The following is a 24,362-nucleotide window of genomic DNA, read 5'->3' as shown; positions in this document are numbered from 1 at the left end:
GCCATACATCTCCGATTGCTCGATCTCGATGCAGTCGCCGATGCCTGCGGCGATCGGATGCCCGGGATTCACCACCCACACACGCTCACGCTCGCCGGCCTCACGCCAGCACAACGCGCAACTGGTGCCCATGAGCCGCTTGAAGACCTTCGACCAGTGGCCGGAATGCAGCACGATCAGCCCCATTCCCGCGAGCACCCGCTGCTGCACCCGCGTCACCGTTTCATCCAGCACCTGATCATGCGCCGCATGGCCCCACCACAGCAGCACATCCGTTTCGTCGAGAACCGACTGCGACACGCCCTGCTCCGGCTCATCCAGTGTCGCCGTTCGGATGATGAGATCGCCCTGCGTGCTCAATGCCTCTGCCAGCAGCCCATGAATGCCTTTCGGATAGATGGCCGCCACCGCAGGGTTTTGACGTTCGTGCACGAATTCGTTCCAGATGGTGACGCGGATGGGAGTGGCCATGATTGCGCCATTCAAACGCTCGCGCGTGCCAGATCAAACAGGCATTTCCACGCGGTTCACCAGTCCGTCACCGCGCCATCCGGGCTGAACTCGCGCAGGACGATCTCCTGCTGGAAGGGATGCTTCTTCACCTCGGCTTCATTGATGGTGATGCCGAGGCCGGGTTTCGTGTTCGGGCGGACGATGCGGCCTTGTTTTTCGATGATGAAGCCTTCCTCGACCACGTCCTGCCGCCACGGCACGTCGTTGTGCACGGTTTCGCAGATGATGTAGCTCGGCTGGCTGAAACCAAACTCCAGCGACGCGGCAGTGCTCACCGGTCCCTGCGGATTGTGCGGTGCCAAGGCGATGCGATGCGCCTCGGCGAGCGCGGCGATGCGTTTCGCGGCGCTGAGGCCGCCGCAGTGCGTGATGTCGAGCTGGCAGATTTCGACCGCGCGTTTCTCGAACATGTCTTTGAAGGCCTCCAGGTTCGTCACGCGCTCGCCGCTGGCCACGGGCGTGGTGAGCGCGGCATTGATCTTCGCCAGGCCATCGACGGCCTCCGGCCAGCAGGGCTCCTCGAAGAAGTAGAGGCCGAAATCATCGAGTGCCTTGCCAAACTTCAGCCCCATGGCCGGAGAGGGACGTGCATGGCAATCGACCATGATGTCGATGTCCGGCCCCACGGCATCGCGCATGGCCGCGACGGCTGCTGCGGCCGCGCGAACGGGTTTCATGCCTTCGATGGGCATCGTGCTCGGCACCGCCATGCTTTTGAAGGCCGTGTAACCATCCGCCACGGCTTGTTGGGCGAGTTCGGCGAAGCGTTTCGCGTTGTCGGCGGGCGTTTGATAAAAGTCCTCCATCTTCCCGCCACCGAGATGGCAGTAGGTACGCACCCAATCCCGCACCGGACCGCCAAAGACCTTCGAGAGCGGCATGTTCGCCACCTTGCCGACAATGTCCCACAGCGCGAGGTCAATACCCGCGATGGCCGTGGCCCGCACGATGCCATGCCCGTGCCAGAAGTGCTGGCGATACATCATCTGCCACAGATACTCCACCCGCGTCGGGTCCTCGCCGATGAGCAGGTGCGACATGTCCTCAATCGCCCCCACGATGCTCCGCGTGTGCCATTCCAGTGTCGCCTCGCCCCAGCCGATAAGCCCCGGCTGATCCGTGACGACTTTGACAAACACCCAGTTTCGCATCCGGGCATGGCAGACGAGGGTTTCGATGGCAGTGATTTTCATGGACTAGAGTTGCCTTGCGAACTTGTGAAGTTTGAGAGATCGGTGGTGAGCTTGTTTGGAAATACTCAGGCTGAAAGGGAGTCCTTTCAGCGGAGTGCCGATTTCTGATGCCCCGATTGTGGAAACCAAATGTGCAGGGAAATGGGAGACATTGTGGAGATGTTCCCGCCCCCGTTGATCTTGCCCCGCCGCGGGGGCTTAATGGCGTCCCCGGCTCGGTCATTCCGTTTCCTTCCTTTTCCTCATCCCTCGCCTGAACGCATGAAACTCGGCATCACTACCAAAGCCTTCCTTGCCGTCCTGCTGGTGGCCCTCGCGGTGCTGCTGGCCATGGGCGTGGCCGGGCGCTGGAGCTTCACCCGCGGCTTCGTGGGTTACATGGACGAGCTGGCCCTGCAGCGGGTCGAGGACGTGACGCCCAAGTTCGTCAGCGCCTACGCACGGGAAGGCAGCTGGGACTTCCTGCGCAACAATCGGCGCGCGTGGTTTCACCTTACCCGCCCCCGGGGCGGGGAGGAGGACCCGGAGCGCGAGAAGGCGGACCGGGCATCCCGCAACCTGCCGTTGGACGCGCCCCCCGAGTCCGATCTCACCGGCGCGGTCTTCCGCCTCAGCCTGATCGATGCCGAGCAGCGCTTCGTGATGGGCAACCCGCGCATCGTCGCTGGCGACAGCGTGGTGCGGCGCCCGGTGGTGGTGGAGGGCAGGACCGTGGGCTGGCTGCTGATGGGGCCCTTCCAGAGCGTCAGCGACACCGGCGCCCGGCGCTTCTACGACGAGCAGCTCCACGCCACCCTGCTGGTGGGGGGCGTTGCGGCCCTGTTCGCCGTGGCCATCTCCCTGTGGATCGCCCGCACGCTGGTGGCGCCCATCAAGCAGGTGGCGGCCGCCACCCATCGCCTGGCGGCGGGCGACTACGCCGAGCGGGTGGTGCCCAGCTCCGGCGACGAGGTGAGCCAGCTAGCCCGGGATTTCAACAGCCTGGCCCGGGCCCTGGAGGCCAATGAGCGCATGCGCCGGGATTTCATGGCCGACGTGTCCCACGAGCTGCGCACCCCGCTGAGCGTGCTGCGCGGCGAGCTGGAGGCCATGGAGGATGGCGTGCGCCGCCTGGATGGCGAGGCCCTGCAGTCCCTCAAGGGCGAGGTGATGACCCTGACCCGGCTGGTCAATGACCTCAACGAGCTGGCCCTCGCCGACCTGGGCGCGCTGGTCTATCGCAAGACCCCGGTGGCGGTCGGCGAGGTGCTGGCGCACACCGTCGGCGCCTTTCGTGACCGCCTGGCCGGCGCCGGGCTGGGCCTGGAGCTGGCGCTGGCTCCCGGGCTGCGCATGGCGGCCGACGAGGCCCGCCTTGAACAGCTGTTCCGTAACCTGATGGAGAACACCCTGCGCTACACCGACCCCGGTGGCAGCCTGAAGATCGTCAGCCGCCGCGACGGTGACGATCTGTGCATCGATTTCATGGATTCGGCCCCCGGCGTGCCCGACACCCTGCTACCCAGGCTGTTCGAGCGCTTCTTCCGTGGCGAGGCCTCGCGCAACCGGGCCACCGGCGGTTCCGGCCTCGGGCTGGCCATCTGCCGCAGTATCGTCGAGGCCCACGACGGCACCATCACGGCCCGGGCCTCACCCCTGGGTGGCGTGTGGGTGGCCCTGCGTTTTCCGGCCCTGGAGCCCTGAGCCATGGACAGCCTTTCCGCCTACATCCTCATCGTCGAAGACGAGCCCAAGCTCGCCGCCCTGCTGGGCGACTACCTGAAAGCCGCCGGCCACGAGACGGCCTGGGTCGCCAATGGCCTCGACGCCATCCCCGCCATCCGCACCCGCGAGCCCGACCTCGTGCTGCTCGATCTGATGCTGCCCGGCCGCGACGGCCTGGACATCTGCCGCGAGCTGCGCAGCTTCAGCGAGCTGCCGGTGATCATGACCACCGCCCGCGTCGAGGAGATCGACCGCCTGCTGGGGCTGGAGCTGGGCGCCGATGACTACATCTGCAAACCCTACAGCCCGCGGGAGGTGGTGGCCCGCTGCAAGGCCGTGCTGCGCCGCAACCGGCGCACCCCGCCCCCCGAGCGGGCGGCACTGCAGATCGACGAAGCCGGCTGGCGTGCCAGCTTTCACGGCATCGAGCTGGATCTCACCCCGGTCGAGTTCCGCCTGCTGCGCACCCTGTCGGCGGCGCCCGGGCGGGTTTTCTCCCGGGAGCAGCTCCTCGACGGCCTCTACGACGACCACCGGGTGGTGACCGACCGCACCGTGGACAGCCACATCAAGAACCTGCGCCGCAAGCTGGAGCAGATCTCCCCGGAAGAGCCGCTGATCCGCTCGATCTACGGGGTGGGCTACAAATATGAGGGCGGCTGAGGCTGGAGGGCGGTTTGGGTGGGGCGCGTGGTTAGCGGCTTAGTCATCGACATCGCGCTTGCCGTTACGGGCCTTGCAGGCCGGATCGGAACACACGCCATAGAGAGACAGGGCGTGATCCCGTAGCTGGAAGCCCCGTCGTTCCGCCACCTGGTGCTGCAGGCGTTCGATCTCCGGGTCGCAGAACTCCTCGACCCGGCCGCAGATCACACATACGAGATGATCATGGTGCTGGCCCTCGTTCAGCTCATACATGGCCTTGCCCGAATCGAAGTGATGGCGTGACAGCAGCCGCGCCTGCTCGAACTGGGTGAGCACGCGGTAGATGGTGGCCAGCCCGATCTCCTCGCCGTCAGCGATGAGGGTGCGGTATACATCCTCCGCGCTGAGATGGCGCACACCGGTCTGCTGGAAAAGACGGAGGATCCGGATACGTGGCCAGGTGGCCTTCAAGCCGCTGGAGTGGATGTTGCTGGCATTGTCGGACGCGGATCGGTTCATGGGTCGGTGATTCCCTGGGGCGGGATCGGGCTTCGGAGATTCGAGTAATGATAATGCTTATCACTAAGTTGTTCCATGCCTCATGGAGATTTTCCGGCGGGCATGGGCTGGATCCCGGGAATCGCAGTTGAGATTCACTCACAATCGACACGCAAGACCTTGATCCCTGCGGAAAGTGATGCCAGCCTTGAAGCCTGAGCAATTTGGAGAAGCCCCATGAAAGGCGATAAAAAGATCATCGGTATCCTCAACACCCTCCTCGCAGGCGAGCTGACCGCGGTGGACCAGTATCTGATCCACGGTGAGATGTACTCGGACATGGGTTTTGGCCGTTTGGCCGAGAAGGCCCTGCACGAGTCCGAGCATGAACGTGAGCACGCCCGCGCCCTGATCCAGCGCATCCAGTTTCTGGAGGGCGTGGCGATCGTGGACAAGCGCAACCCGCTGCACGTGGGAGATACGGTGCCGGCCATGCTCAAGTCCGACCTCAACCTGGAATACCACGTGGTGGGCGAGCTGAAGAAGGCCATTGCCGCCTGTGAGAAGGCCGGCGACTACGTGACCCGTGACATGCTGCTGGTCCAGCTCGAAGACACCGAGATGGACCACGCCTATTACCTCGAGAAGCAACTGCGCCTCATCGATGCGGTCGGTCTTCCCAACTATCTCCAGAGCCAGATGGGCTCCGGGGTCCCCCAAGCTTGAGGAGGATAGGCGATGAAGGGTGAAAAGAAAGTCATCAGCATGCTCAACAAGGTGCTGTTCAACGAGCTGACCTCGATCAACCAGTACTTCCTGCACGCCAGGATGTTCCGCAACTGGGGGTTCGAGCGGCTCAACGACTACAACTACAAGCAGTCCATCCGCGTCATGAAGGAAGCGGACGAGATCATTGAGCGGGTGCTGTTTCTTGAGGGCCTGCCGAATCTGCAGAACCTCGGCAAGCTCATGATCGGCGAGAACGTGGGCGAATGCCTGAAGTACGATCTCGAGTATGAGCGTGATGTGCAGCGCCCCTTGCTCGTGGAGGCGGTGGCCCTGGCGGAGAGTGAGTCCGATTTCGTCAGCCGCGATCTGCTCCAGGAGTTGCTGGAAGCCTGTGAGGAAGCCATCGACTGGCTGGAGACCCAGTTGGGACTCATCGATACGGTAACGCTGCCGAACTACCTGCAGTCCCAGATCGACGACTGAAAGTCCGGACGCCTTCCGCCGTGGGGTTGGCCCCAGGGGTCTTTTTGGCCCGAGTGGTCAATTCCTGTCGGAGGGCGTCCATATCTCCGGCGTGCCGAATGTGTAGCTTTCGAAGTTCGTCGCGAAGGCGGTTGATCTCCACCTCAAGGTAGGCGAGACGTTTCGTATCCACAGCACAAAGCAAATCATTGCGGCAGTACAAAACATGAAAGTCGGCGTGAATACGCTGCAACCCGGTCTCTGAAATGCGCTTGTGGCTGCATGCTGCCCACAAGGGGCCTCCCACTTGGCCCTGGTCGATACAGATACGCCAGCGTGCCAGCACTTCCGCCTCATCGTCAGCGCGGGCAAAACGATCAATCCAGATACGATGTGTCTTTTCAAGATGATGTTGAACGGCGTCGGAAACACTATTGCGGACGTCAAGTTGGGACAGCATGGTGCCGAGGAGATCTGATTCGTTGGTGCGCAGCGCGAGGCCATGCCGGGCCGCGATGCTGGCGAGGTTTCCCAGTGAGACCGAGATGCCGAGAAGTGGTGCTTGAATCGACCGGGGAAGCTCCCAGATACGGGCGCGTCGGGTCGACTTGGGCATGCCGCCAGGGTCGGGATTCTTCGGGGTGATCTCTGCGTTGTGGGCGACGGAAGGTTGATGTGGGTCGTTCATGAAGCGCTCTCTGGAAGAATGACGGAGCGCGGGCTGGCTAGGGCTGGCTGGCGCCGATGAGGCTAAACCGGGATGCCTTTCAATTATATGAGAATTATTCGTATTTGCAATATTTTGGGCGCTTGCCTGCTGTGATCAGGCAGACTTGGTTGAGGGCAGTGGGGCCGGCGTTGAGGCTGTGATCCGGTTCAGCCTCAAGTTGTGGCGGCCCCTGGTGAGTTGCAAAGGTATGGTATGGGTTACGAAACACTCCGCAGTGCGGTCTTGACCGGCCAGAGGCACTGTCCGGAAACGGCGATGGGTCGGTGATAGCGCGAGGATCGCCCAGATCATGCTCCGGTGTGCTTGCATGGCGGCGACCACGACACCGCTGCAGTCCGTAACAATCTTTCGCCCGTCAGCGCCGCACCCACACATGGCGCGCCACGCTGTGCTCCAGCGCCAGCTCCACTTCCTCGGCGAGGATCACGGTCATGGGGCGTTGCTGCAGTACCGTGAGGGGGCGGTTTTCAGCGAGGCCATAGGCGGTGAGTTGCTCGCGCTGCTGCGGGTCGATCTCCTTGCCCAGGGAGGCAAGGCGTACTTCAGTGCCCGGAGCGATGAAGGCCAGCGGCACGAGGGCCTGGTGATCGGACGGGGGGCTATCCTGGTTCATGGGGTCACCACAGGGCGCGCAGCGCAATATTGAACAGCCCGCCCACCAGGAAGGCGAAGGGGACGATGAGGGCCACCATGGTGGCCGCCGTCTTCACCCCCTGTTCCTTCACCATCATCATCAGGCTGGCGAAGCAGGGGATGAACAGGGTGATGGTGATCATGCCCACCACCGCTTGTATCGGGCTGAGGCGGTCGGCCATGGCAAAGAGGCCGGTGGCACCGAAATCGCGGCGCAGGAAGCCCATCACGAAGGCCGCGCTGGCCTCCGGCGGCAGGCCCAGCCAGCCCGACACCAGGGGTTCGCCGGCGCGGATGATGGCCGGCAGCACCCCGAGCTTGTCCAGACTGAACATCAGGAAGGTGCCCACCAGGAACAGGGGGATCACCTCGACCAGGTACCACTTGAGACGCCCGGCGGTCTTCTTGAGCACATTGCCGAAGATGGGCAGGCGCATGGGCGGGAGTTCGGTGACCAGCGGAATGCGTCGCCCGGGGATCAGCCGCGAGGCCAGGAAGCCGGTGAGCATCAGGATGCCGACCATGGCCAGTGCCCAAACCAGCACCGCGGTGAAGGACAGGCTCCCCAGCATGCCCAGCACCACTCCGAGTTGCGCCGAGCAGGGAATCGCCAGGGCCAGCAGGAAGGTGGTGATCAGACGTTCCCTCGGGCTGTGCAGGATGCGCGTGGTGAGGGTGGCCATGGTGACACAGCCGAGCCCCAGCACCATGGGCAGCACCGCGCGCCCATTGAGCCCGATGAGGGCGAACAGGCGGTTGGCGATGACCGACAGGCGCGGCAGGTAGCCCGAGTCCTCAAGCACGCCGAAGGCGAGGAAGAAGGTGGTGACGATGGGCAGGATCAGGGCCAGGGCGTAAGTCATGCCCATGGTCCATAGACCGTACTGGCCCACCAGCAGCTCCGTTACCCAGCTGGCCGGGGCGACGGCCTCGATGAACTGGGTGACGGCAGGGTTGAGCACCCCTTCAAAGAGGTCTTCCTCCAGCAGCCCGACCAGGGTGGTGGCGCCGAAGACACCGACAAACTGATAGATCAGGTCGAGCACAGCCAGCAGGATGGGCAGGCCCCACACAGGGTGCACCACCGCCTGGCCGACCCGCTGGCTGAGCAGGGGGCTGCTTTTCAGGCTGCGGCTGACAACACTGGTGGCGAGTACGTCGGCGGCCTCGGTGCGCTCCCGCGCCATGAGGGTGGGCAGGTCGCCGCCCGCTTGTGCCAGGGCGTCGCGCCGCAGGGGCTCGATCTCCCCGTAGGCGGCACCGGCTTGGTGACGCAGCCAAGCCTCCACCTCGTCATCGCCACCGAGATAAAGGATCGCCAGCCCCCGGGCGGCGAGGCGCGGATGGGGGCAATGGCGGGAAATGGCTTCCGCGACACGTTCGATGTCGGCATCGATGGCCTTGTCGTACTGCAGGATGCGGCGCGGCACACGGGCTGCGCTCAGGTGATGGGCAAGGGTGCCGACCCCCTGACCGTCCGTGGCGACGGTCGCCTCGACGGGAACACCCAAGGCGTCGGCCAGGGCGGCCATGTCGATGGTGACACCTCGCGCCGCGGCTTCGTCGTGCATGTTGAGGGCCAGCACCAGTGGTATCCGTAGCTCGGCCAGCAGGGCCGTCAGGGTCAGGGTGCGGCGCAGGTTCTTGGCATCGCCCACCTGCAGCAGGGCCCGGGTGGGTTCGTTGAGAAGGGCGCGGACGGTAGTGCGCTCATCGTCGCTGCGGGAGGGCAGGGCCAGCACCCCGGGTGTGTCCAGGAGGGCGGACTCCCGGTCGAAGCGGGCACTGGCCCGGGTCACTTCCACCGTCGTACCGGGATAGTTGGACACGTTGACGTAGGCACCGGTCAGGCGGTGGAAGATCACCGACTTGCCGACATTGGGATGGCCGACCAGCAGGAAGGTGCCGGGAAGACTGGAGGTTCCGCTCATGCTGAAAGGGAGAGGCGAGATATCGGTTCGAAAGCACGATCATACTCCAACTCGCAAACGCAAATCATTCTCGTTGAAGCAGGTGCCGCGACGCCGATGGTGGCCGGCCGGTGGAGATCACGTCAGCGCGTGGGAGGCGGCGCCCCCTTGCGCTTGAGCATGGCGGCAGCCTCGTGCTCCGGCAGAGGGGGAGAGAAGAAATAGCCCTGGGTGAGCGGGCATCCCATGGCTCGCAGCATGTCCACCTGGTCGCCACTGTCCGCGCCTTCGGCAATCACCTCCAGGTGCAGGGCCTTGCCCAGGTTGAGGATGGCGCGGACGATTTCCGCCCCCTCGATGGTGCGGGTCATGGCGCTGATGAACGACTGGTCGATCTTCAGGGTGTCGATGGGGAAGCGCTGCAGGTAGCTGAGGGACGAGTAGCCGGTGCCGAAGTCGTCCATGCTGATGCGGACGCCCATGGCCCTCAGCGGGTTCAGGCGTGCCAGCGCCACCTGGGCGTTGACCATCAGGATGCTCTCGGTGATCTCGAGCTTGAGGCAGGCGGGGGGCAGGCCGGTTTCGGCGAGCACATCGGCGACCTGGCCCACCAGGCCTTCGTCCGAGAACTGCCGCGCCGACAGATTGACCCCGATGCCGAGCTTGGCCAGGCGTTCGTCGGTACCCTGCCAGCGGCGAAGTTGCCGGCAGGCCTCGCGCAAGGCCCAGCGGCCGATGGGCAGGATGAGACCGGTCTCTTCGGCCAGGGGGATGAACTCGGTAGGCGGAATCAGGCCGCGGGTCTCGTGTGGCCAACGGATCAGGGCTTCGAAGGCGGCGATGCGGCCTGTCTCCAGCTCGACCACCGGTTGGTAATGGAGCACGAACGCCTGCCGGTCGATGCTGCGGCGCAGGCTGCTTTCCATGTCGAGTGCTGCCACGGCCCGATGGTGCATGGCGGAATCGAAGAGGGCGTAGCAGGCCTTGCCGTCGGCCTTGGCCCGGTACATGGCCGTGTCGGCGTCGCGCAGCAACTCGTCCGGGTGACGGTAGCCCGGGGCCGACAGGGCGATGCCGATGCTGCAGTTCATGAACAGTTCGTAGCCGCTGATGACAAAGGGCGTGGCAAAGTGCCGCTGGATGCGGTCGGCCACCCGGATCGCATCCATCTCCTCGTCAATGTCTTCGAGCAACAGCACGAACTCGTCTCCGCCAAGGCGGGCCAGGGTGTCGTGGGGACGGCAGCACAGGCCCAGGCGGCGCCCGCATTCGATGAGCAGTTTGTCACCCGTGGTGTGGCCGAGGCTGTCATTCACGTTCTTGAAGCGATCCAGGTCGAGGAACAGCACGGCGAAGCGGCGGCTTGACTGGCGCTGCATGCGGTCGATGGCCTGGTGCAGGCGGTGGATGATCAGGTTGCGGTTGGGCAGGCCGGTCAGCCCGTCGTGCAGGGAGTCCCGCAGCAGGCGCTCTTCGGCCTGCTTGCGGTCGTGGATGTCGGTCTGGGAGCCCGCCATGCGCAGGGGGCGCCCGTCGCGGTCGCGCACGGCCATGCCACGGCACAGCATCCAGCGGTAGTCGCCGGCCCGGGTGCGGATGCGGTATTCCGCATTGAGGGGGGCGCCAGAGAGGGTCCTCGGGTCGGTGAGTTGGGCCCGGAAGCTGTCAATGTCGTCCGCATGGATCAGGGCCAGCCAGGCCTCCGGATCGTGGCCGATGTCGTCGTCGCCGAAGCCCAGCATGGATTTCCAGCGCGGCGAGAAGTAGGCGTGACCGGTCTGCAGGTGCCAGTCCCAGAGGCCGTCGTTGGCACCGGCGGCGGCGAGGGCATAGCGCTCCTCGCTCTCCCGCAGGGCGCGCTCGGCTTCCTTGCGTTCCATGGCGTAACGCATGGCCCGCAGCAGCAGGTTGCTGTTCACCTCGCCCTTGATCAGGTAGTCCTGGGCTCCGGTCTTGACCGCGTGCAGGGCCATCACCTCGTCATCGGTGCCGGTGAGCACGATGATGGGCACCTGGGGCGCGTGGGCGAACATGGTGCAGAAAGTCTCGATGCCCAGGCTGTCGGGCAGGGACAGGTCGAGCAGCACGACGCCGACGTGGCCGCTCGACAGCATGTCGAGGCCGGCTGAAAGGCGGTCGGCCCGCCACAGGCGGAAACGGTTGCCGCTGCCGTCGGCGAGCATCTCCTGGATCAGGCGGGCGTCGCCGGGGTTGTCTTCCACCAGGAGGACGGTGTCGCTCGCCTCGCCCATCAGCGTGCTCCGCAGGGCAGGGTGACGACACTCAGCCAGAAAGCGTCGATGAGTTTCACGGCCTGGATGAAACACTCGAAATCCACCGGTTTGGTGATGAAGCAGGCCGCCTGTAGCTGATAGGCGCGTTGCACGTCCTGTTCGGCCCGGGACGTGGTCAGCACCACCACCGGGATGTGCATCAGGGCCGGATCGGCCTTGATGGCGGCCAGTACTTCGCCGCCATCCATGCGTGGCAGGTTGAGGTCGAGGAGGATCAGGTCGGGCAGCGGTTTGCCGGCGTGGGCGCCCTCGTGGCGCAGGTAGGCAAGGGCTTCAATGCCGTCCCGGGCCACTTCCAGCGGTGTCTCGACGCGGTTGTCCTTGAAGGCCTCGATGGTCAGGCGGACGTCTCCGGGGTTGTCCTCCACGAGAAGTATCCTGATGGGGCGATCACGCATGGGGGGGCTCCTCCCGGTCGGGCAGTGTGAAACTGAAGCATGCCCCCTGGCCGGGGGTGGAGCGGACATCGATGTGTCCGCCGTGGCGTTCGACAATTTTTTTGCAGATGGCCAGCCCGATGCCGGTGCCCGGGTACTCGGCGGCAGTGTGCAGGCGCTGGAAGATGACGAAGATCCGCTCGGCAAAGCGGGGGTCGATGCCGATGCCGTCGTCGCAGACGTCGATCCGCCAGAGCGTCTCCTCTCGCCGGGCTTCGATGTGCACCTGCGGCTCCGGACCCTTGCGGAACTTGATGGCATTGCCGATCAGGTTCTGGAGGAGCTGCTCCAGCTGAGTGGGGTCGCCATGCACCACCGGCAGGGCGCCAATCCGGATGTGGGCGCCGCTCTCTTCGATGGCAGTCCGCAGGCTGCCCAGCGCCTCGGCCACGGTGGTGCCCAGGTCCACCGGTTGAAAGCCCTTGCCGCGGCTGCCCACCCTGGAAAAGGCCAGCAGATCGTTGATCAGCCGCTGCATGCGCAGGGCGCCATCCACGATGAATCCCATGAACTCATCCGCATCGGCGTCGAGGCGGCTGCGGTAGCGCCGGTTGAGTAGCTGGGTATAGCTGGCCACCATGCGCAGGGGTTCCTGGAGGTCGTGGGAGGCGACCGAAGCGAATTGCTCCAGATCGGCATTGGAGCGGGCCAGTTCACGGGCCTGCTCGGCCAGTCGCTTCTCGGCACGCCGACGTTCGTGGATCTCTTGCTGAAGCTGGGCGTTGCGTTCTTCGAGCTCGGCGGTACGTTCACGCACGCGCTTCTCGAGCTCGTCATGGGCGCCGCGCAGTATTTGCTCGGCCGCGCGTCGGTCGGTGATGTCCCGCAGGATCACCGTGAACACCAGCCCATCCGGACCGCGGAACTTGGAGATCGAGGCTTCGGCCGGAAACTCGCTGCCGTCGCACCGACGGCCGTAGATCTCGCCGCGCTGGGCCATCATCCGCGAGGCCTCCGGGGCGGCCGAGAAATCCTTTACCTGACCGGCGTGGCGGGCAACGAAACGCTCGGGAATGAGCCGGTCCAGGGGCTGGCCGATGATGTCGGCGGCGCTGTAGCCGAAGATCCGCTCGGCGCCCCGGTTGAACAGGGTGATGGTCTGGGCTTCGTCGATGGAGATGATCGCGTCGTTGGCGCTGGCGAGGATCTCGTCAAACCGCGGGTCTGTAGCGCGGGCTGCCCGAGCCCTGGCGGCGCGCCGGGGCTGGGTAGCGTGTGTGGCGGGATCGACGGGGCAGTTCTCGCTCACGGAAGGCTCCGCTCAGAGGGTCAATCCAGTCTGGCCGCATGGCGCGCCAACTTCAACCCTGTGCGAAGTAGGGGTTTTGGGCCGGTACGGCGATTCCCGGCATGGCCGGGTGTCCGTTGCGTGAAACCCGGGATGCGGTAAATAGCATTCCACACCGCCTTGAATATGCATGGGAATCTTTCTTGGTTCGTTCCGGGGGGCGTCCTCCCTACACTCGGTTGCACTTCACAACTGATCACAGGACAGCATCCCATGCCTTCTCCGACAGCCCACCGTGCCTCCCTGGTTTTGGCGTTTCTCATCGGCTCAACCAGCCTGGCCCATGCCGACGTGACCCTGCTCAACGTCTCCTACGACCCGACCCGTGAGCTCTATCAGGAATACAACGCGGCCTTCGCCAAGTACTGGAAGACCAGGAACAACGAAACCGTCACCATCAAGCAGTCCCACGGCGGCTCCGGCAAGCAGGCCCGCTCGGTGATCGACGGCCTCGAAGCCGACGTGGTGACCCTGGCCCTGGCGGCCGACGTGGATGCCCTGCACGACAACGGCAAGTTGATCCCGGCCGACTGGCAGAAGCGCCTGTCCAACAATGCGTCGCCCTACACCTCCACCATCGTGTTCCTGGTGCGCAAGGGCAACCCGAAGAAGATCAAGGACTGGAATGACCTGGCCAAGCCGGGCATCGAGGTCATCACCCCGAACCCGAAGACCTCCGGCGGCGCGCGCTGGAACTACCTGGCTGCCTGGGGCTACGCCCTCAAACTACCGGGCGGCACCGACGCCACCGCCAAGGATCTGGTCAAGAAGATCTACGGCAACGTGAAGGTGCTGGATTCCGGCGCCCGCGGCTCCCTGACCACCTTTACCGAGCGCGGTATCGGCGACGTGCTGATCTCCTGGGAGAACGAAGCCTATCTGGCCACCAAGGAACTGGGGCCGGACAAGTTCGACATCATCACCCCGTCCCTGTCCATCCTGGCCGAGCCCCCTGTCTCGGTGGTTGACAAGGTGGTGGACAAGCGCGGCACCCGCAAGGTCGCCGAGGCGTACCTGAAGTACCTGTACTCGCCGGAAGGCCAGGACATCGCCGGCAAGAACTACTACCGTCCGATCGATGCGAAGGCGGCTGCGAAATACGCCAAGACTTTCGCCCCGGTCAAGCTGTTCACCATCGACGACGTGTTCGGCGGCTGGACCAAGGCCCAGAAGACCCACTTCGCCGACGGCGGTGTGTTCGACCAGATCACCACTGTCAAGTAAGTCCGGCGTGCTCCTGCCTCCGGGCGGGCGGTAACCTGTTCCGTTGGCCGCTCGTATCAGCGCGGATGAAAGCGCAGTTCAATCAGCCTGCCCGTGGCAACGCCTTGCGCAAATTCCACGGGTCCGTCGTAGTGCTCATGACTCTTGACGCTTGCCTTGATCTGCTTGAAGGGCATCCCCTGATTGGCGAGGAAGGTTCGCAGACGGCGCACACGCAAGCCGAGGAGTACAGGGTTGTATCGGACGGCTGGGCTGTCTCCATATCCCAGAACGCTGATCCGGGCATCCGGCTGCCCTTGCATCAGCGTAACCAGCGCGGAGAGGAGATCTGCAAAGGCCGGAGAGATCTCGCGGCTGTCGCCACGGAATATCGTGGAGGTCTCGACGAACAGCCTGATCGGCGCCTGGCTCGTCGCGGGCGAAACTGTGGTGATGCCTTGATCGCGCGCACGGCTGTCGATGGACGCCACGATGTGCTGCCAGGGTGTGCCTGCAGGCGCCTCAAGGGCTAGAGCTGCGTCGATGGCTTCAGCGGCCGCGGTGGGCAGGCAGGCGGCGAAAAGCAGCGACGCCAGGGCTCCAGCAATAAGGGCGGGGTTCCAGAGTGTTTTCATGGGCTGCGAGGGGTTTGAAGCGGAAGGTGGGTGCGCCGCGAATGTAACCCCTTCCGACCTGTTTGCGGGAGTACGAGGGCGTACCCGCTGAACCGTCGGCTCGCGTGCAGTCACTGACCGGATGGTGCGAGCGCCGATGGTCTGGTGCAAGCCCTCGGGTATCCTTGGCCTTTCAGCTCAAGACCGCGGTTTTCATGCAATACCTCTATCTTGGACTGGCGATCATCTGCGAAGTGATCGCCACCACCGCTCTCAAATCGGCCGACGGCTTCACTCGCCTCCAGCCATCCCTGGTCGTGGCAGTGGGCTACTTTGCTGCGTTTTACATGCTTTCCCTGGCCCTGCGCAGCATTCCCATCGGCATCGCCTACGCCATCTGGTCCGGCGCAGGCATTGTGCTCATCAGCATCGTTGCGCTTCTTGTTCATGGTCAGAAGCTCGATGTTCCGGCCTTGATCGGTATGGGCCTGATCGTCGCCGGGGTCGGCGTCATTCAGCTGTTTTCACGAGCGACGGTGTAGGCGGGGCGTGCTCCCCGGCGCCCGTGCAACAAAAAAAGAGCTGGCGGCGCGGGAAGGCCGCCAGCTCCAACAGTGCGAGTTGAGGAAGCTCGCAGACAGAGACAACAGGGCCGGCCCGCGGGCGCGTGGCCGGAATTTCAATCACTCGATGTGCTGCTGCCGATCAGCGCCGGTGCCAAGTGACCGGGTGCTCATCGTAGGGCGGCTCTCCGGGGCGCATGTCGGCCCGGGCCAGGCGTTGTTGCAGTACGACGAACTGGGGGCGCCACTCGGACCGGCTTTGGGCAAAGCGTTCAAGCTGCATCAGGGGCTGATGGGCGTGGTTCAGGCAGTGGGTCCGCCAATGCCAGGGCAGCTGGCGGTCCAGGGCGGTGGCGAGCAGGGTCTGGAAGCTCTGTTCGCTCATTCGCCAGGGATGCAGCAGATCCGCCAAGCAGGCCTGCCGGCCGGTCTCCAGGTAGGCCGCGATCAGGCGCGGTTCGTCGGGTGTGAGGCCCAGTCGGATCCGCGTGCCCAGCCAGCGCCAGCGCTCGGGCAGACGGCGAATGCCGCTGTGTTTCAGGGTGTGCATGGGAGCTCCTGTCAGGGCTTGCCAGGTTCAGGGGCGCCCGACCATCTGTGCGGGGTCGATCCAGCGGTCGAAATCCTCTGCGCTCACGTCACCCAGGGCCAAGGCGGCTTCGCGCAGGCTGGTGCCGTCCTTGTGGGCTTTCTTGGCAATGGCGGCGGCCTTGTCGTAGCCGATGTGGGGGTTGAGGGCGGTCACCAGCATCAGCGAGTTGGCCACCAGCTGGGCGATGCGCTCCCGGTTAGGTTCCAGGCCCACGGCGCAGTGATCATTGAAGCTGCGGGCCCCGTCGGCGAGCAGACGCACGCTCTGCAGGAAGTTGTGGGCCACCATGGGGCGGAACACGTTGAGCTCGAAGTTGCCCGAGGCGCCACCGAAGTTGATCGCCACGTCGTTGCCGAAGACCTGGGCGGCAAGCATGGTCAGGGCCTCGCTCTGGGTCGGATTGACCTTGCCCGGCATGATGGACGAGCCCGGTTCGTTCTCGGGGATGCGCAGTTCGCCGATGCCGCTGCGCGGGCCGCTGGCCAGCCAGCGCACGTCGTTGGCGATCTTCATCAGGCTGGCGGCCAGGGTCTTGAGGGCGCCGTGGGCGTGCACCAGGGCGTCGCAACTGGCCAGGCTTTCGAACTTGTTGGGGGCGGTGACGAAGGGCAGGCCGGTGAGTTCGGCCAGTTCGGCGGCCACCGCGTAGGCGTAGCCGGCCGGTGCGTTGAGCCCGGTGCCTACGGCGGTGCCCCCGAGGGCCAGCTCGCCGAGGTGGGGCAGGGCTGCCCTAAGGTGCGCCTCGCCATGCTGGAGCTGGGCCACCCAGCCGGAGATCTCCTGCCCCAGGGTGAGCGGCGTTGCGTCCTGGAGGTGGGTCCGGCCGATTTTGACGATATCGTCGAACGTGCGGGATTTTTCCTCCAGTGTCGTCCGCAGCAGGCGCAGGGACGGCAGCAGGTGGTGGTTGATGGCTTCAACTGCCGCCAGATGCATGGCCGTCGGGAAGACGTCGTTGCTGGACTGGCTGCGGTTTACGTCGTCGTTGGGGTGAACCTTGCGCCCTTCGCCGCGGGGGCCGCCCATGAGCTCGCTGGCCCGGTTGGCGATGACCTCGTTGAGGTTCATGTTGGTCTGGGTACCGGAGCCGGTCTGCCACACCACCAGGGGAAACTCCTGGGCATGATGGCCGGCGATGACTTCGTCGGCCGCCTGGATGATGGCGCTGGCGCGGGCCGCGTCGAGCAGCCCCAGGCGCTGGTTGACCCGGGCCGATGCGCGCTTGATGCGGGCCAGGGCGCGGATGATCTCCACCGGCTGGCGTTCGCCGGAGATGTCGAAGTTCTGCAGGGAACGCTGGGTCTGGGCGCCCCACAGGCGGTCGGCCGGGACGGCGATGGGACCGAAGGTGTCGTGTTCGATGCGGGTGTTCATGGCGCTCTCCGTGGTGGGTGTTCTTCTTTATAGGAACGCTTGGGGGCGTCTCCTGTGTGCCACGGAGATAGAATATCAAATAATAATCATTCTCGTTTATCTTTTTGTCACTGCGTCGTCGCACCCCTGCCGACCGTCCGGGCGGGGCAATGCCAGCACCGGGAAGGAGCGGGCCAGATAGAGGCCCCAGGCCAGCAGCCACAGGCTCCCGGCGATCAGGATGAGCCGCGGGTGATGTGCGCTGCCGGCCGGGAGCCCGGCGAGGCTGCGTGCCAGGGCTGCCAGCAGGATCAGCAGCGCGGCGGCGGGCACCCAGGGGCGCGGGTCGAGGCCCCAGCCGCTGTGCATCCGTCCGGCCACCACCATCACAATATAGCTGGCCAACCCCAGCGCACCGGCGAGTAGCAGGTGCCGCCCCGCGCTGCCCCAAGGCTGCCCGCCGAGCAGGCCGACGCCGATGAGGGCGTAGCCCAGCCCCATGCACCAATACACCAGGTAGGCGATGAAGACCCAGCGCTGAAACAGCGCCCGCCCCACATGCCAGTCGTTGAGGAGGTTGAGCACGGCGGCCGCAGCCGCGAGGGCGAGCCAGCCGGTGGTGCTGCCTGACGTCCGTGCGAACTCGCTGACGCTGAACAGTCCGATGGCAAAGATTGCGAGGTTGCGCCGGGGCGGGCGGGCCAGGTAGGGGGTGGACATGCCACCCTGCGCTTCGAGTACGTCGTTCACCAGGCGCATGGAGATGCGGCTCAGGGCCACCACGATCAGGATCATCAGCATGCCGGTGGCCAGGTGCAGCCAGGGCAGCGCGTCCTGGCCGCGTAGCTGCGTGGTGTAGAAGCCGGCGTGACAGATGCCCAGGGCCAGCAGGCTGTGGAAAAAGGACAGGTGCCGGCGTTGGGGCGAGCGCCACAGGGGGCCGGTGATATGAAACAGCAGCAGCCCCATGAAGCCCAGGTCGGCGGTGGCAGCAGGGATAAGCCCGACGACCCCGGAGCACGCCCAGCCCAGGCGTCCGGCCAGCCATATCAGCGCCAGGAGGCGCAGTGCAGGCCGGCCGATGGGAGGGCAGCCGGTGAATTCGACCACTGCGGTGAGCAGGAAGCCGGCGATCGAGGCGGCCGCGAAGCCGAAGATCATCTCGTGAGCGTGCAGCAGTACCGGCCCGCCGGGGGTGTCGGGCGCCGGCAGCCACCCCGCCAGCACGGCCAGCCACAGGGCCATGCCCACAAGGGCAGAGAGGGCGGTGGCCAGGAAGAAGGGCCGGAAGGGGCAGATCCACAGCGCGGGCAGCAGAGAGTGCCCGAGGCGGGGAGGGGGTGGCGGGTGATTCAGCATGGGGGCAGGCCGAAGGCGGCGCGGATGCCAGACTCGCGGATGAAGCGGGCCGTGTGGGCGAACACCCAGTCCTCGCTGCGTCCGGCGGTGGGTTCTTCGATGACGTGGCTGGCGACGATGTGCCCGGGGCTGCCGGTCATCACCAGGATGCGGTCGGCCAGCCGCAGGGCCTCCATGAGGTCGTGGGTGATCATCAGCACGGCGCAACCGCGAGCCCGCCGCTGGTGGGCGAGGAGGCCGTAGAGCTCGCTCTTGAGGCCGATGTCCAGGGCGGAAAAGGCTTCGTCCAGGAGCAGCAGGTCGGGTTCGACCGCGAAAGCACGCGCCAGGGCGGCCCGGCTTTGCATGCCGCCGGAGAGGGCGCTGGGATATTTGTCCAGGTCCTCGTCGGAAAGCCCCATCGCGTGAGCCAGCTGCCGGGCCGCCGCGTGGCGCCGGGGGACGCTCTCGCCCCGTGCCTTGAGCCCCAGTGCGATGTTGTCGAGGGTGCGTTTCCAGGGCAGCAAGCGCGGCTGCTGGAACATCATGGTGGGGCGTACGAAACCGTTGCGGACCGTCCCCTCCCAGGGGTCGAGCAGGCCGGCGGCCAGGTTGAGCAGGGTGCTCTTGCCGCAGCCGGAGGGGCCGACCAGGGCCACGGCCTCGCCGGAGCGCACGGTCAGGTGGATATCTTCGAGCGCCCGTTGATAGCCGAAGCGGTGGCTGAGGGCATGGAATGTCAGCTGCGTGATGATGCGAACTCCCGCCAGGATTCCACGTGCCGCTTGAGCGGCTCGAGGAGCAGGTATTCAATGGCCAGCAGGCTGCTCACCAGGGCAACGATCCAGGCCATGGAGGCTGCCGTGTCCAGGTGGCTGCGGGAGACGGCCAGGGCTGCGCCGATGCCGTCTTCCGTGGACAGCAGCTCGGCCATCACGACGATCTTCCAGGACATGCCGAGGGCCGAGATCCAGGCCGGAAAGAGGTAGGACACCACGTGGGGCAGGATCACGTCGGTCAGTCGCATCCAGGGGGGCAGGCGGAACATCCGGGCGAGCTCCCGCAGCTGGCCGTCCAGGGTGCGGGTGCCCTGCATCGCGCCCACGAAGATGATGGGGAAGCAGGCGATGAAAACGGTGAACACCGGGGTGCCGTCGCCCGCGCCAAACCACAGCAGGGCCAGGATCAGCCAGGCGATGGGGGGCATGCCTACCAACAGGGTCACCAGGGGGCGGGCGGTCATGGAGGCAGTGACGGAAAGCCCGGCGAGCAGCCCGAGGAGGCTGCCGATGCCCACCGACAGGGCGAAGCCGGCCAGGGCCCGACGGGCCGTGATGGCGATCTCGGGCCATGCTTGCCCCTCGGTCAGCAGTCCCTGCAGCCGGACCAGGGCATCCTGGGGGCGTGGCAGGATCAGCTCGCCCAGGTGTCCGGCTGCCACGTCCCAGGCGGCGAGAAAGAGGCAGATGCTGGCGACGGAGCCCCAGCCGCTCCACAGGTAGCCGCCTGCGGCGCCCAGCCTTTCGACCGCGACGCGAAACGAGCGCCGGGTGGGGTGGGCAGGCCTCACCGGCCGCCGCCGTAAAAGTTGTCGTCGGGGAGCTTGCCTCCCACCAGGGCCGGGTTCCGGGCATGGAGCTGACTCAGGAAGAACTCCAGCTCGGGGCGGGCGACGGCGGCGGAGACCGCGCGCATCTGGCCAGCGGCAATGCCATCGGCCACCGCCTCGGGGCTGAGCAGGTCGATGCGCCTGGCCACCATTTCGCCGCATTTCAAGGCATTTTGATTGCACCAACTCAGGGAGCTTGCGTAGGCTGCGGCGATGCGTGCCTGCAGGGCATCGTCGGTAGCCGCCCGGCCCACGGCGGCCAACCCTGCCTGGGGAATGCGGGCCTCTCGCTTGAGGAGCCGGCCCCACTCCTGCTGTAGGTCAACGCTGCGGTGCAGATCCGGCGCCACCATGTTGATCGGGAAGGAGCGGGTCTTGCGCAGGGCCATGGAAACCGCCGGTTCGGCAAGCAGGGCGTGGTCCACCCGGCGTGTCACTAGCAGCTGCATGGCGTCGAGGGGCGAGGCCACGTAGCGCAGGGCGAAGTCCTTGCGCGGATCGAGGCCCTGCTTCTCGGCGAGCAGGCTAAAGATGATGTCGGGCATGTCGGCACGGAAGGGCATGGCGATCTCCTTGCCCTTGAAGTCGGCCAGGCTGCGGGCGTTGGCGTCGCGGGAGACCATCCACAGCACGCCCCAGGTGGACACATTGATGAGGCGCAGGCCGACGCCCCGGGCGTGGAGGTTGGCGGCCACGTTGGTGGGCATGGCGACGAAGTCGGCCTTCTTGCCCAGCACCATCACCCGCAGCTGGTCCGGGTCTTTCCAGGTCTGAAACTCCACACTGTCGGCCACGTCCTTGAGGGCGCCCGTCTCCACCATGTGGATCAGGGGCACGGACACGGACGCGGCCGGGCCGGACAGGACCAGGCGGGGCAGGCGCTCGGCGGCGGCGGGCAGGCTGGCCGTGCCGAGCAGGGTGGTGGCGAGGAGGGCCAGCAGGCGGCGACGGCGGGTGTGCACGGGTGGGGCCTTTCGGGGGTCAGAAGCGGCCACGCCAGGACAGCTGGACGGAGCGGCCGGGGGACAGGATTTCCTGGCCGGAGATGCCTTCGGTCAGATGTTCGTGATAGCGCCGGTCGGCCAGGTTGCGCACGGCGAGGCGCAGCGTGTTGCGGGGGTCCGGCTGCCAGCTGGCGCCCATGTCGGCAGTGACGAAGCCCGCGGTGGGGTTCTCGCTGCCCTTGGTGAAGACCGTGGCGACCCGGTCCTGGTGATCCACCAGGCGCAGGGTGAAGTCGGCCTGCACGCCCGGCAGTACACGCCCCAGCCAGCCCACGCTCAGGCTGTCGGCGGGCATCTGGAAGAGGGGCTCGTCCAGATCGTTGTTGGTGCCACGCAAGCGGGCATAGCCGATACTCAGCCACTGCTCGCGCAGGAACTGCCAGCGCCCCCGTGCCTCGAGGCCGTGGAGGGTGGCGCTGCCCAGATTCACTGTCTTCTTGCAGTTGGCGGCGTTGGCCGCACCGCAGGCCTGGGTGGCTGCAGTGCCGTTGAGGATCTGGCCGGTGATGTAGTTGGCGATGCGGTTGTGGAAGGCCGACAGGGTGTAATCGAATGCACCGTCCTGCCCCTTCAGGCCGATCTCGAACTGATCGGCCGTTTCGGCCTCGACCTCCGGGCTGCCGGCGTAGTAGTAGCCGTCACCGCGCAGGCCGGACTCGTAGCGTTCGCGCATGCCGGGGGCGCGGAAGGCCCGGGCGTAGCTGGCGTAGGGGCGCAGCAGCGGGGCGACTTCGTACACCGTGCCCAGGCTGCCGGAGACGGCGCCCTCGCTGCGGTCGAGGCCGCTGGTCCGGGCGCCGTTGTTCATGCTGTCGGCGCTGCCCCGGACCACGTCGTAGCGCAGGCCGGCCAGCAGCTTGAGGGCGCCCAGGCGCATGTCGTCCTGAATGTAGGCGCCAAGGGCCTCGATGCGGGCGTCACGGAAGGGGTTGTTGGGAGTGAAGGTGTTGAAGCCGGAGGCTGGCGTGGCCATCCTGCGGTCCGGGTCGCCGCTCATCTCCCATGCATTGAGGCCTGCCGACAGCAGGTGGTCGGGGTGGAGCAGCCAGTCGGTCTTGAGATCGAGGCCGGTGGTGGCAAAGGTGACCGTGTTGGTGACGATGTCGCGGCCCAGACCGTTGGCCCAGGAGTAGATGCTGCGCTCCATCTCCTGACGGTAGATGCGCACGTCCAGGTTGACCGGCGCTTCGCCGCTACCCTTGCGGCTGTAGCCGATCTCGGCCAGGCGGCGTTCCTGGTCCGGCGAGTGGATGGTGGTGCCGCCCACGCTGGGGACTGGGTGGGGGCGGGTCGAGCCCGGGTACCACACGTCCTTGTCCTGGTGCAGCTGCAGGGAAACGCGTAGCTGCTGCTGGCCGTCCAGGCGGAAGCGATACTGGCCGATGTAGGCGTTGGAGTCGTACCCCGTGCGGGCCACCCGGCCCTCGGGGGAGCGGTAGTCGTCGATGCGCGCAAGGGACGCACCGAACATCACTGCATGGTCTCCTTCGCTGGCGTTGAGTACCGCGGTGCCGCGCAGGCCTTGACTGCTGCTGTCGTAGCTGGCTGCTGCCGTGCCACCGACGCCGGGGTTGAAGCGGGCCTGGGGCAGGATCACGTTGATGGCACCGCCCAGGGCGCCGGTGCCGTAAAGCACCGAGGCCCCGCCGCGCACCACATCCACCTGCTCGGCAAATCCCAGGCTCATGAACGAAGCGATGGCCCCCGCCGGCTGGGCCGAGTTGAAGCGCATGCCGTCCACCAGCAGCACGATGCTGTCACGGCCCAGGCCCCGGATGATGGGGTTCTGGCCTTGGGCGCTGTCGCTGGCGATGGCCAGGCCGGGTTCGTTGCGCAGGGCGTCGCCCAGGTTGGCGGCACCACGACGGTCGAGCTCGCGGCGATCCAGGGTGGTGGTGGAGGCGGGGGTGTCCGCATCGTCGGCGGCGTAGCCTTTGGCGGTCACCTGGACGGCCGGGAGGGCGGTGTCAGCGGCGTGGGCCGGCGGATAGCTTAGGGACAGGAGCAGTGCAAGAGGGGTGAGGCGGAGGCAAGCCATGGTCGGGGTTCCGGTTCGAGTGAGGCTGGCTGGCGATGGCTGGCTTGCCGGAATAGGGGAGTACCACGGCAGAATCGTAGTTGATTGAGAATCATTATTGATTGACTCGAATCAAGTTGAGTGGGGCGGGGTCGATCGCAGGGAGCGGAGTGCGTGCGGGACGGCAGGGGCTGGTGCCCTTCAGGCCCCCCTGCGCCTGGATGACACGGCGGTCAGGATGTGGATGGCTAGGGTAACGGGCAGCCCGCTGCCTGCCTCCACGTGAAGCCCGCTGATGGTGGCGCGGAAGCCTTCATCGGCCACGTAGTACAGGCCGTATCCGCTCAGTGCCAGCCCGAACCACAGGCCGAGCAGGCTTCCGCCCGACAGGCGATGCCGGGCACCGGCCCAGGCGCGCAGTACGTGGGGGCCCCACAGCCCACCCAGCACGGCCATGCCGAACAGGGTGGCCGCGCCATGCACACGCATGGCCCAGGCTTCGAGGGGGTGACGGGCGGCATCCTCGGGCAGGGGCAGGGCGTAGTGGGCGAGGAGCCACAGCAGGCCGCTGAGCAGCAGCAGGCCGGTGCCGGCATAGACCGCGTGGCGTTGGCGGCGCCCCGGGCGGACGGCCTTGCGGGGACGGTGATGGGGTTCATGCATGGGGCGTGGTTCCTGGTGGCCGGGGATGTCCGAGGGCGTTCCGGAAGCCGGCGGTGATGTGGAGCTGGTCCGGCGCCTCGAGAATGGCGGCATGGGCGTGCAGGGATTCCAGCAGGGGCAGGGAGGCCGTGCCGAGCAGGGCCACGATCTTGGTCAGTCCGTCGGCCAGCATGCACCGGTCGGCAATCACCGTCACGCTGCCTGGGCGGGCGTGGCGTGGGCCGTGGCGGGGGGCCACCAGGGGGGAGAGGGCTTCACCGCCGGGTGGGCGGCCCAGCAGGAATTCGCCGGAGGTGGCCACGGCGCCCGAGCCGAGCGTCCCCAGGGGGATGTGGCGGGCCGGGTCGGCCGGGTCGCGGAGGGTCAGGGG

At 66.2% G+C, this 24,362-nt stretch carries 25 protein-coding genes; 6 read left to right on the top strand and 19 right to left on the bottom strand.

The genetic code is table 11. The features are described from left to right. Nucleotides 1-471, bottom strand: a 471-nt coding sequence (locus tag J0L98_RS16110; RefSeq protein WP_296412822.1) for a ThuA domain-containing protein, incomplete at its 3' end; no start/stop codon positions are given. Between the two features lie 56 nt (nt 472-527). Next, complete coding sequence (locus J0L98_RS16105) at nt 528-1,706, bottom strand: enolase C-terminal domain-like protein (RefSeq protein WP_296412821.1); 1,179 nt, start codon at nt 1,704-1,706, stop codon at nt 528-530. Between the two features lie 261 nt (nt 1,707-1,967). Between J0L98_RS16105 and J0L98_RS16100 the strand changes: the two genes are divergently transcribed. Both J0L98_RS16100 and J0L98_RS16095 read left to right on the top strand, forming a co-directional pair. Further along, the gene (locus J0L98_RS16100) at nt 1,968-3,389 is read left to right on the top strand and encodes an ATP-binding protein (RefSeq protein ID WP_296412820.1); all 1,422 of its coding nucleotides are present in this window, start codon (nt 1,968-1,970) and stop codon (nt 3,387-3,389) included. Between the two features lie 3 nt (nt 3,390-3,392). Continuing rightward, the gene (locus J0L98_RS16095) at nt 3,393-4,073 is read left to right on the top strand and encodes a response regulator (RefSeq protein ID WP_296412819.1); all 681 of its coding nucleotides are present in this window, start codon (nt 3,393-3,395) and stop codon (nt 4,071-4,073) included. A 39-nt stretch (nt 4,074-4,112) separates the two neighbouring features. On the opposite strand, the gene fur is transcribed toward J0L98_RS16095, so the two are convergent. After that, entirely contained in the window at nt 4,113-4,574 is a 462-nt protein-coding gene (fur, locus tag J0L98_RS16090; protein WP_296412818.1) for a ferric iron uptake transcriptional regulator, read from the bottom strand. 216 nt (nt 4,575-4,790) lie between these two features. On the opposite strand from fur, the gene bfr (J0L98_RS16085) reads away from it, so the two are divergent. Both bfr (J0L98_RS16085) and bfr (J0L98_RS16080) read left to right on the top strand, forming a co-directional pair. Next, nucleotides 4,791-5,279 (top strand): bacterioferritin, encoded by a 489-nt coding sequence (gene bfr / locus J0L98_RS16085; RefSeq protein WP_296412817.1) that lies wholly within the window; start codon nt 4,791-4,793, stop codon nt 5,277-5,279. Nucleotides 5,280-5,291: 12 nt separating this feature from the next. Further along, nucleotides 5,292-5,765 (top strand): bacterioferritin, encoded by a 474-nt coding sequence (bfr, locus tag J0L98_RS16080; RefSeq protein WP_296412816.1) that lies wholly within the window; start codon nt 5,292-5,294, stop codon nt 5,763-5,765. Here the strand turns inward: bfr (J0L98_RS16080) and J0L98_RS16075 are convergent. The 6 genes from J0L98_RS16075 to J0L98_RS16050 form a co-directional block, all read right to left on the bottom strand. Continuing rightward, complete coding sequence (locus tag J0L98_RS16075) at nt 5,713-6,432, bottom strand: hypothetical protein (RefSeq protein ID WP_296412814.1); 720 nt, start codon at nt 6,430-6,432, stop codon at nt 5,713-5,715. The two genes, bfr (J0L98_RS16080) and J0L98_RS16075, sit on opposite strands and share 53 nt — an antisense overlap. A 397-nt stretch (nt 6,433-6,829) precedes the next feature. Further along, nucleotides 6,830-7,087, bottom strand: coding sequence for a ferrous iron transport protein A (locus J0L98_RS16070; protein ID WP_296412813.1), 258 nt, complete (start codon nt 7,085-7,087; stop codon nt 6,830-6,832). A 4-nt stretch (nt 7,088-7,091) separates the two neighbouring features. Continuing rightward, nucleotides 7,092-9,038: a ferrous iron transport protein B gene (gene feoB, locus J0L98_RS16065; RefSeq protein ID WP_296412812.1), complete on the bottom strand. Its 1,947-nt coding sequence runs from the start codon at nt 9,036-9,038 to the stop codon at nt 7,092-7,094. Nucleotides 9,039-9,160: 122 nt separating this feature from the next. Then, nucleotides 9,161-11,269 (bottom strand): EAL domain-containing protein, encoded by a 2,109-nt coding sequence (locus tag J0L98_RS16060; RefSeq protein ID WP_296412811.1) that lies wholly within the window; start codon nt 11,267-11,269, stop codon nt 9,161-9,163. After that, nucleotides 11,269-11,709 carry a response regulator gene (locus J0L98_RS16055; RefSeq protein ID WP_296412810.1) on the bottom strand — a complete coding sequence of 147 codons (441 nt, stop codon included), beginning with the start codon at nt 11,707-11,709 and terminating at the stop codon, nt 11,269-11,271. The genes J0L98_RS16060 and J0L98_RS16055 overlap by 1 nt, the downstream gene beginning before the upstream one ends. Continuing rightward, entirely contained in the window at nt 11,702-12,997 is a 1,296-nt protein-coding gene (locus tag J0L98_RS16050) for an ATP-binding protein (RefSeq protein ID WP_296412809.1), read from the bottom strand. The genes J0L98_RS16055 and J0L98_RS16050 overlap by 8 nt, the downstream gene beginning before the upstream one ends. Nucleotides 12,998-13,249: 252 nt before the next feature. Between J0L98_RS16050 and J0L98_RS16045 the strand changes: the two genes are divergently transcribed. Further along, nucleotides 13,250-14,260, top strand: a complete 1,011-nt coding sequence (locus J0L98_RS16045) for a sulfate ABC transporter substrate-binding protein (RefSeq protein WP_296412807.1) — start codon at nt 13,250-13,252, stop codon at nt 14,258-14,260. 56 nt (nt 14,261-14,316) lie between these two features. On the opposite strand, the gene J0L98_RS16040 is transcribed toward J0L98_RS16045, so the two are convergent. Further along, nucleotides 14,317-14,874, bottom strand: coding sequence for a hypothetical protein (locus J0L98_RS16040; RefSeq protein WP_296412806.1), 558 nt, complete (start codon nt 14,872-14,874; stop codon nt 14,317-14,319). A 194-nt stretch (nt 14,875-15,068) separates the two neighbouring features. Here J0L98_RS16040 and J0L98_RS16035 point away from each other — a divergent pair, with 194 nt between their 5' ends. Continuing rightward, a complete protein-coding gene (locus J0L98_RS16035) occupies nt 15,069-15,395 on the top strand; it encodes an SMR family transporter (protein WP_296412804.1) in 327 nt (108 codons plus the stop codon). Between the two features lie 163 nt (nt 15,396-15,558). Here the strand turns inward: J0L98_RS16035 and J0L98_RS16030 are convergent, their stop codons facing one another. From J0L98_RS16030 to J0L98_RS15990, 9 genes are all read right to left on the bottom strand, one after another. Further along, on the bottom strand, nt 15,559-15,966 hold the full coding sequence (locus tag J0L98_RS16030; RefSeq protein WP_296412802.1) for a hypothetical protein: 408 nt from the start codon (nt 15,964-15,966) through the stop codon (nt 15,559-15,561). Between the two features lie 27 nt (nt 15,967-15,993). Continuing rightward, the gene (gene fumC / locus J0L98_RS16025; RefSeq protein ID WP_296412801.1) at nt 15,994-17,382 is read right to left on the bottom strand and encodes a class II fumarate hydratase; all 1,389 of its coding nucleotides are present in this window, start codon (nt 17,380-17,382) and stop codon (nt 15,994-15,996) included. A gap of 96 nt (nt 17,383-17,478) precedes the next feature. Beyond that, the gene (locus J0L98_RS16020) at nt 17,479-18,720 is read right to left on the bottom strand and encodes an NnrS family protein (RefSeq protein ID WP_296412800.1); all 1,242 of its coding nucleotides are present in this window, start codon (nt 18,718-18,720) and stop codon (nt 17,479-17,481) included. Continuing rightward, complete coding sequence (locus tag J0L98_RS16015; RefSeq protein WP_296412825.1) at nt 18,714-19,442, bottom strand: ATP-binding cassette domain-containing protein; 729 nt, start codon at nt 19,440-19,442, stop codon at nt 18,714-18,716. The genes J0L98_RS16020 and J0L98_RS16015 overlap by 7 nt, the downstream gene beginning before the upstream one ends. After that, the gene (locus J0L98_RS16010; RefSeq protein WP_296412824.1) at nt 19,439-20,218 is read right to left on the bottom strand and encodes an ABC transporter permease subunit; all 780 of its coding nucleotides are present in this window, start codon (nt 20,216-20,218) and stop codon (nt 19,439-19,441) included. The genes J0L98_RS16015 and J0L98_RS16010 overlap by 4 nt, the downstream gene beginning before the upstream one ends. A gap of 47 nt (nt 20,219-20,265) precedes the next feature. Then, entirely contained in the window at nt 20,266-21,246 is a 981-nt protein-coding gene (locus tag J0L98_RS16005) for a PhnD/SsuA/transferrin family substrate-binding protein (RefSeq protein ID WP_296412823.1), read from the bottom strand. A gap of 43 nt (nt 21,247-21,289) precedes the next feature. Further along, on the bottom strand, nt 21,290-23,350 hold the full coding sequence (locus J0L98_RS16000; RefSeq protein ID WP_296412799.1) for a TonB-dependent receptor: 2,061 nt from the start codon (nt 23,348-23,350) through the stop codon (nt 21,290-21,292). 180 nt (nt 23,351-23,530) lie between these two features. Then, on the bottom strand, nt 23,531-23,992 hold the full coding sequence (locus J0L98_RS15995; RefSeq protein WP_296412798.1) for a hypothetical protein: 462 nt from the start codon (nt 23,990-23,992) through the stop codon (nt 23,531-23,533). Beyond that, on the bottom strand, nt 23,985-24,362 hold a 378-nt coding region (locus J0L98_RS15990), incomplete at its 5' end, for an FAD:protein FMN transferase (protein ID WP_296412797.1). The genes J0L98_RS15990 and J0L98_RS15995, both read right to left, overlap by 8 nt.

Origin of the sequence: Zoogloea sp. (assembly GCF_017302315.1) — a bacterium.
GTDB lineage: Bacteria > Pseudomonadota > Gammaproteobacteria > Burkholderiales > Rhodocyclaceae > Zoogloea.
Note: the sequence above shows the minus strand (reverse complement) of the source record. Positions and strands in the feature narration are given on the sequence as shown.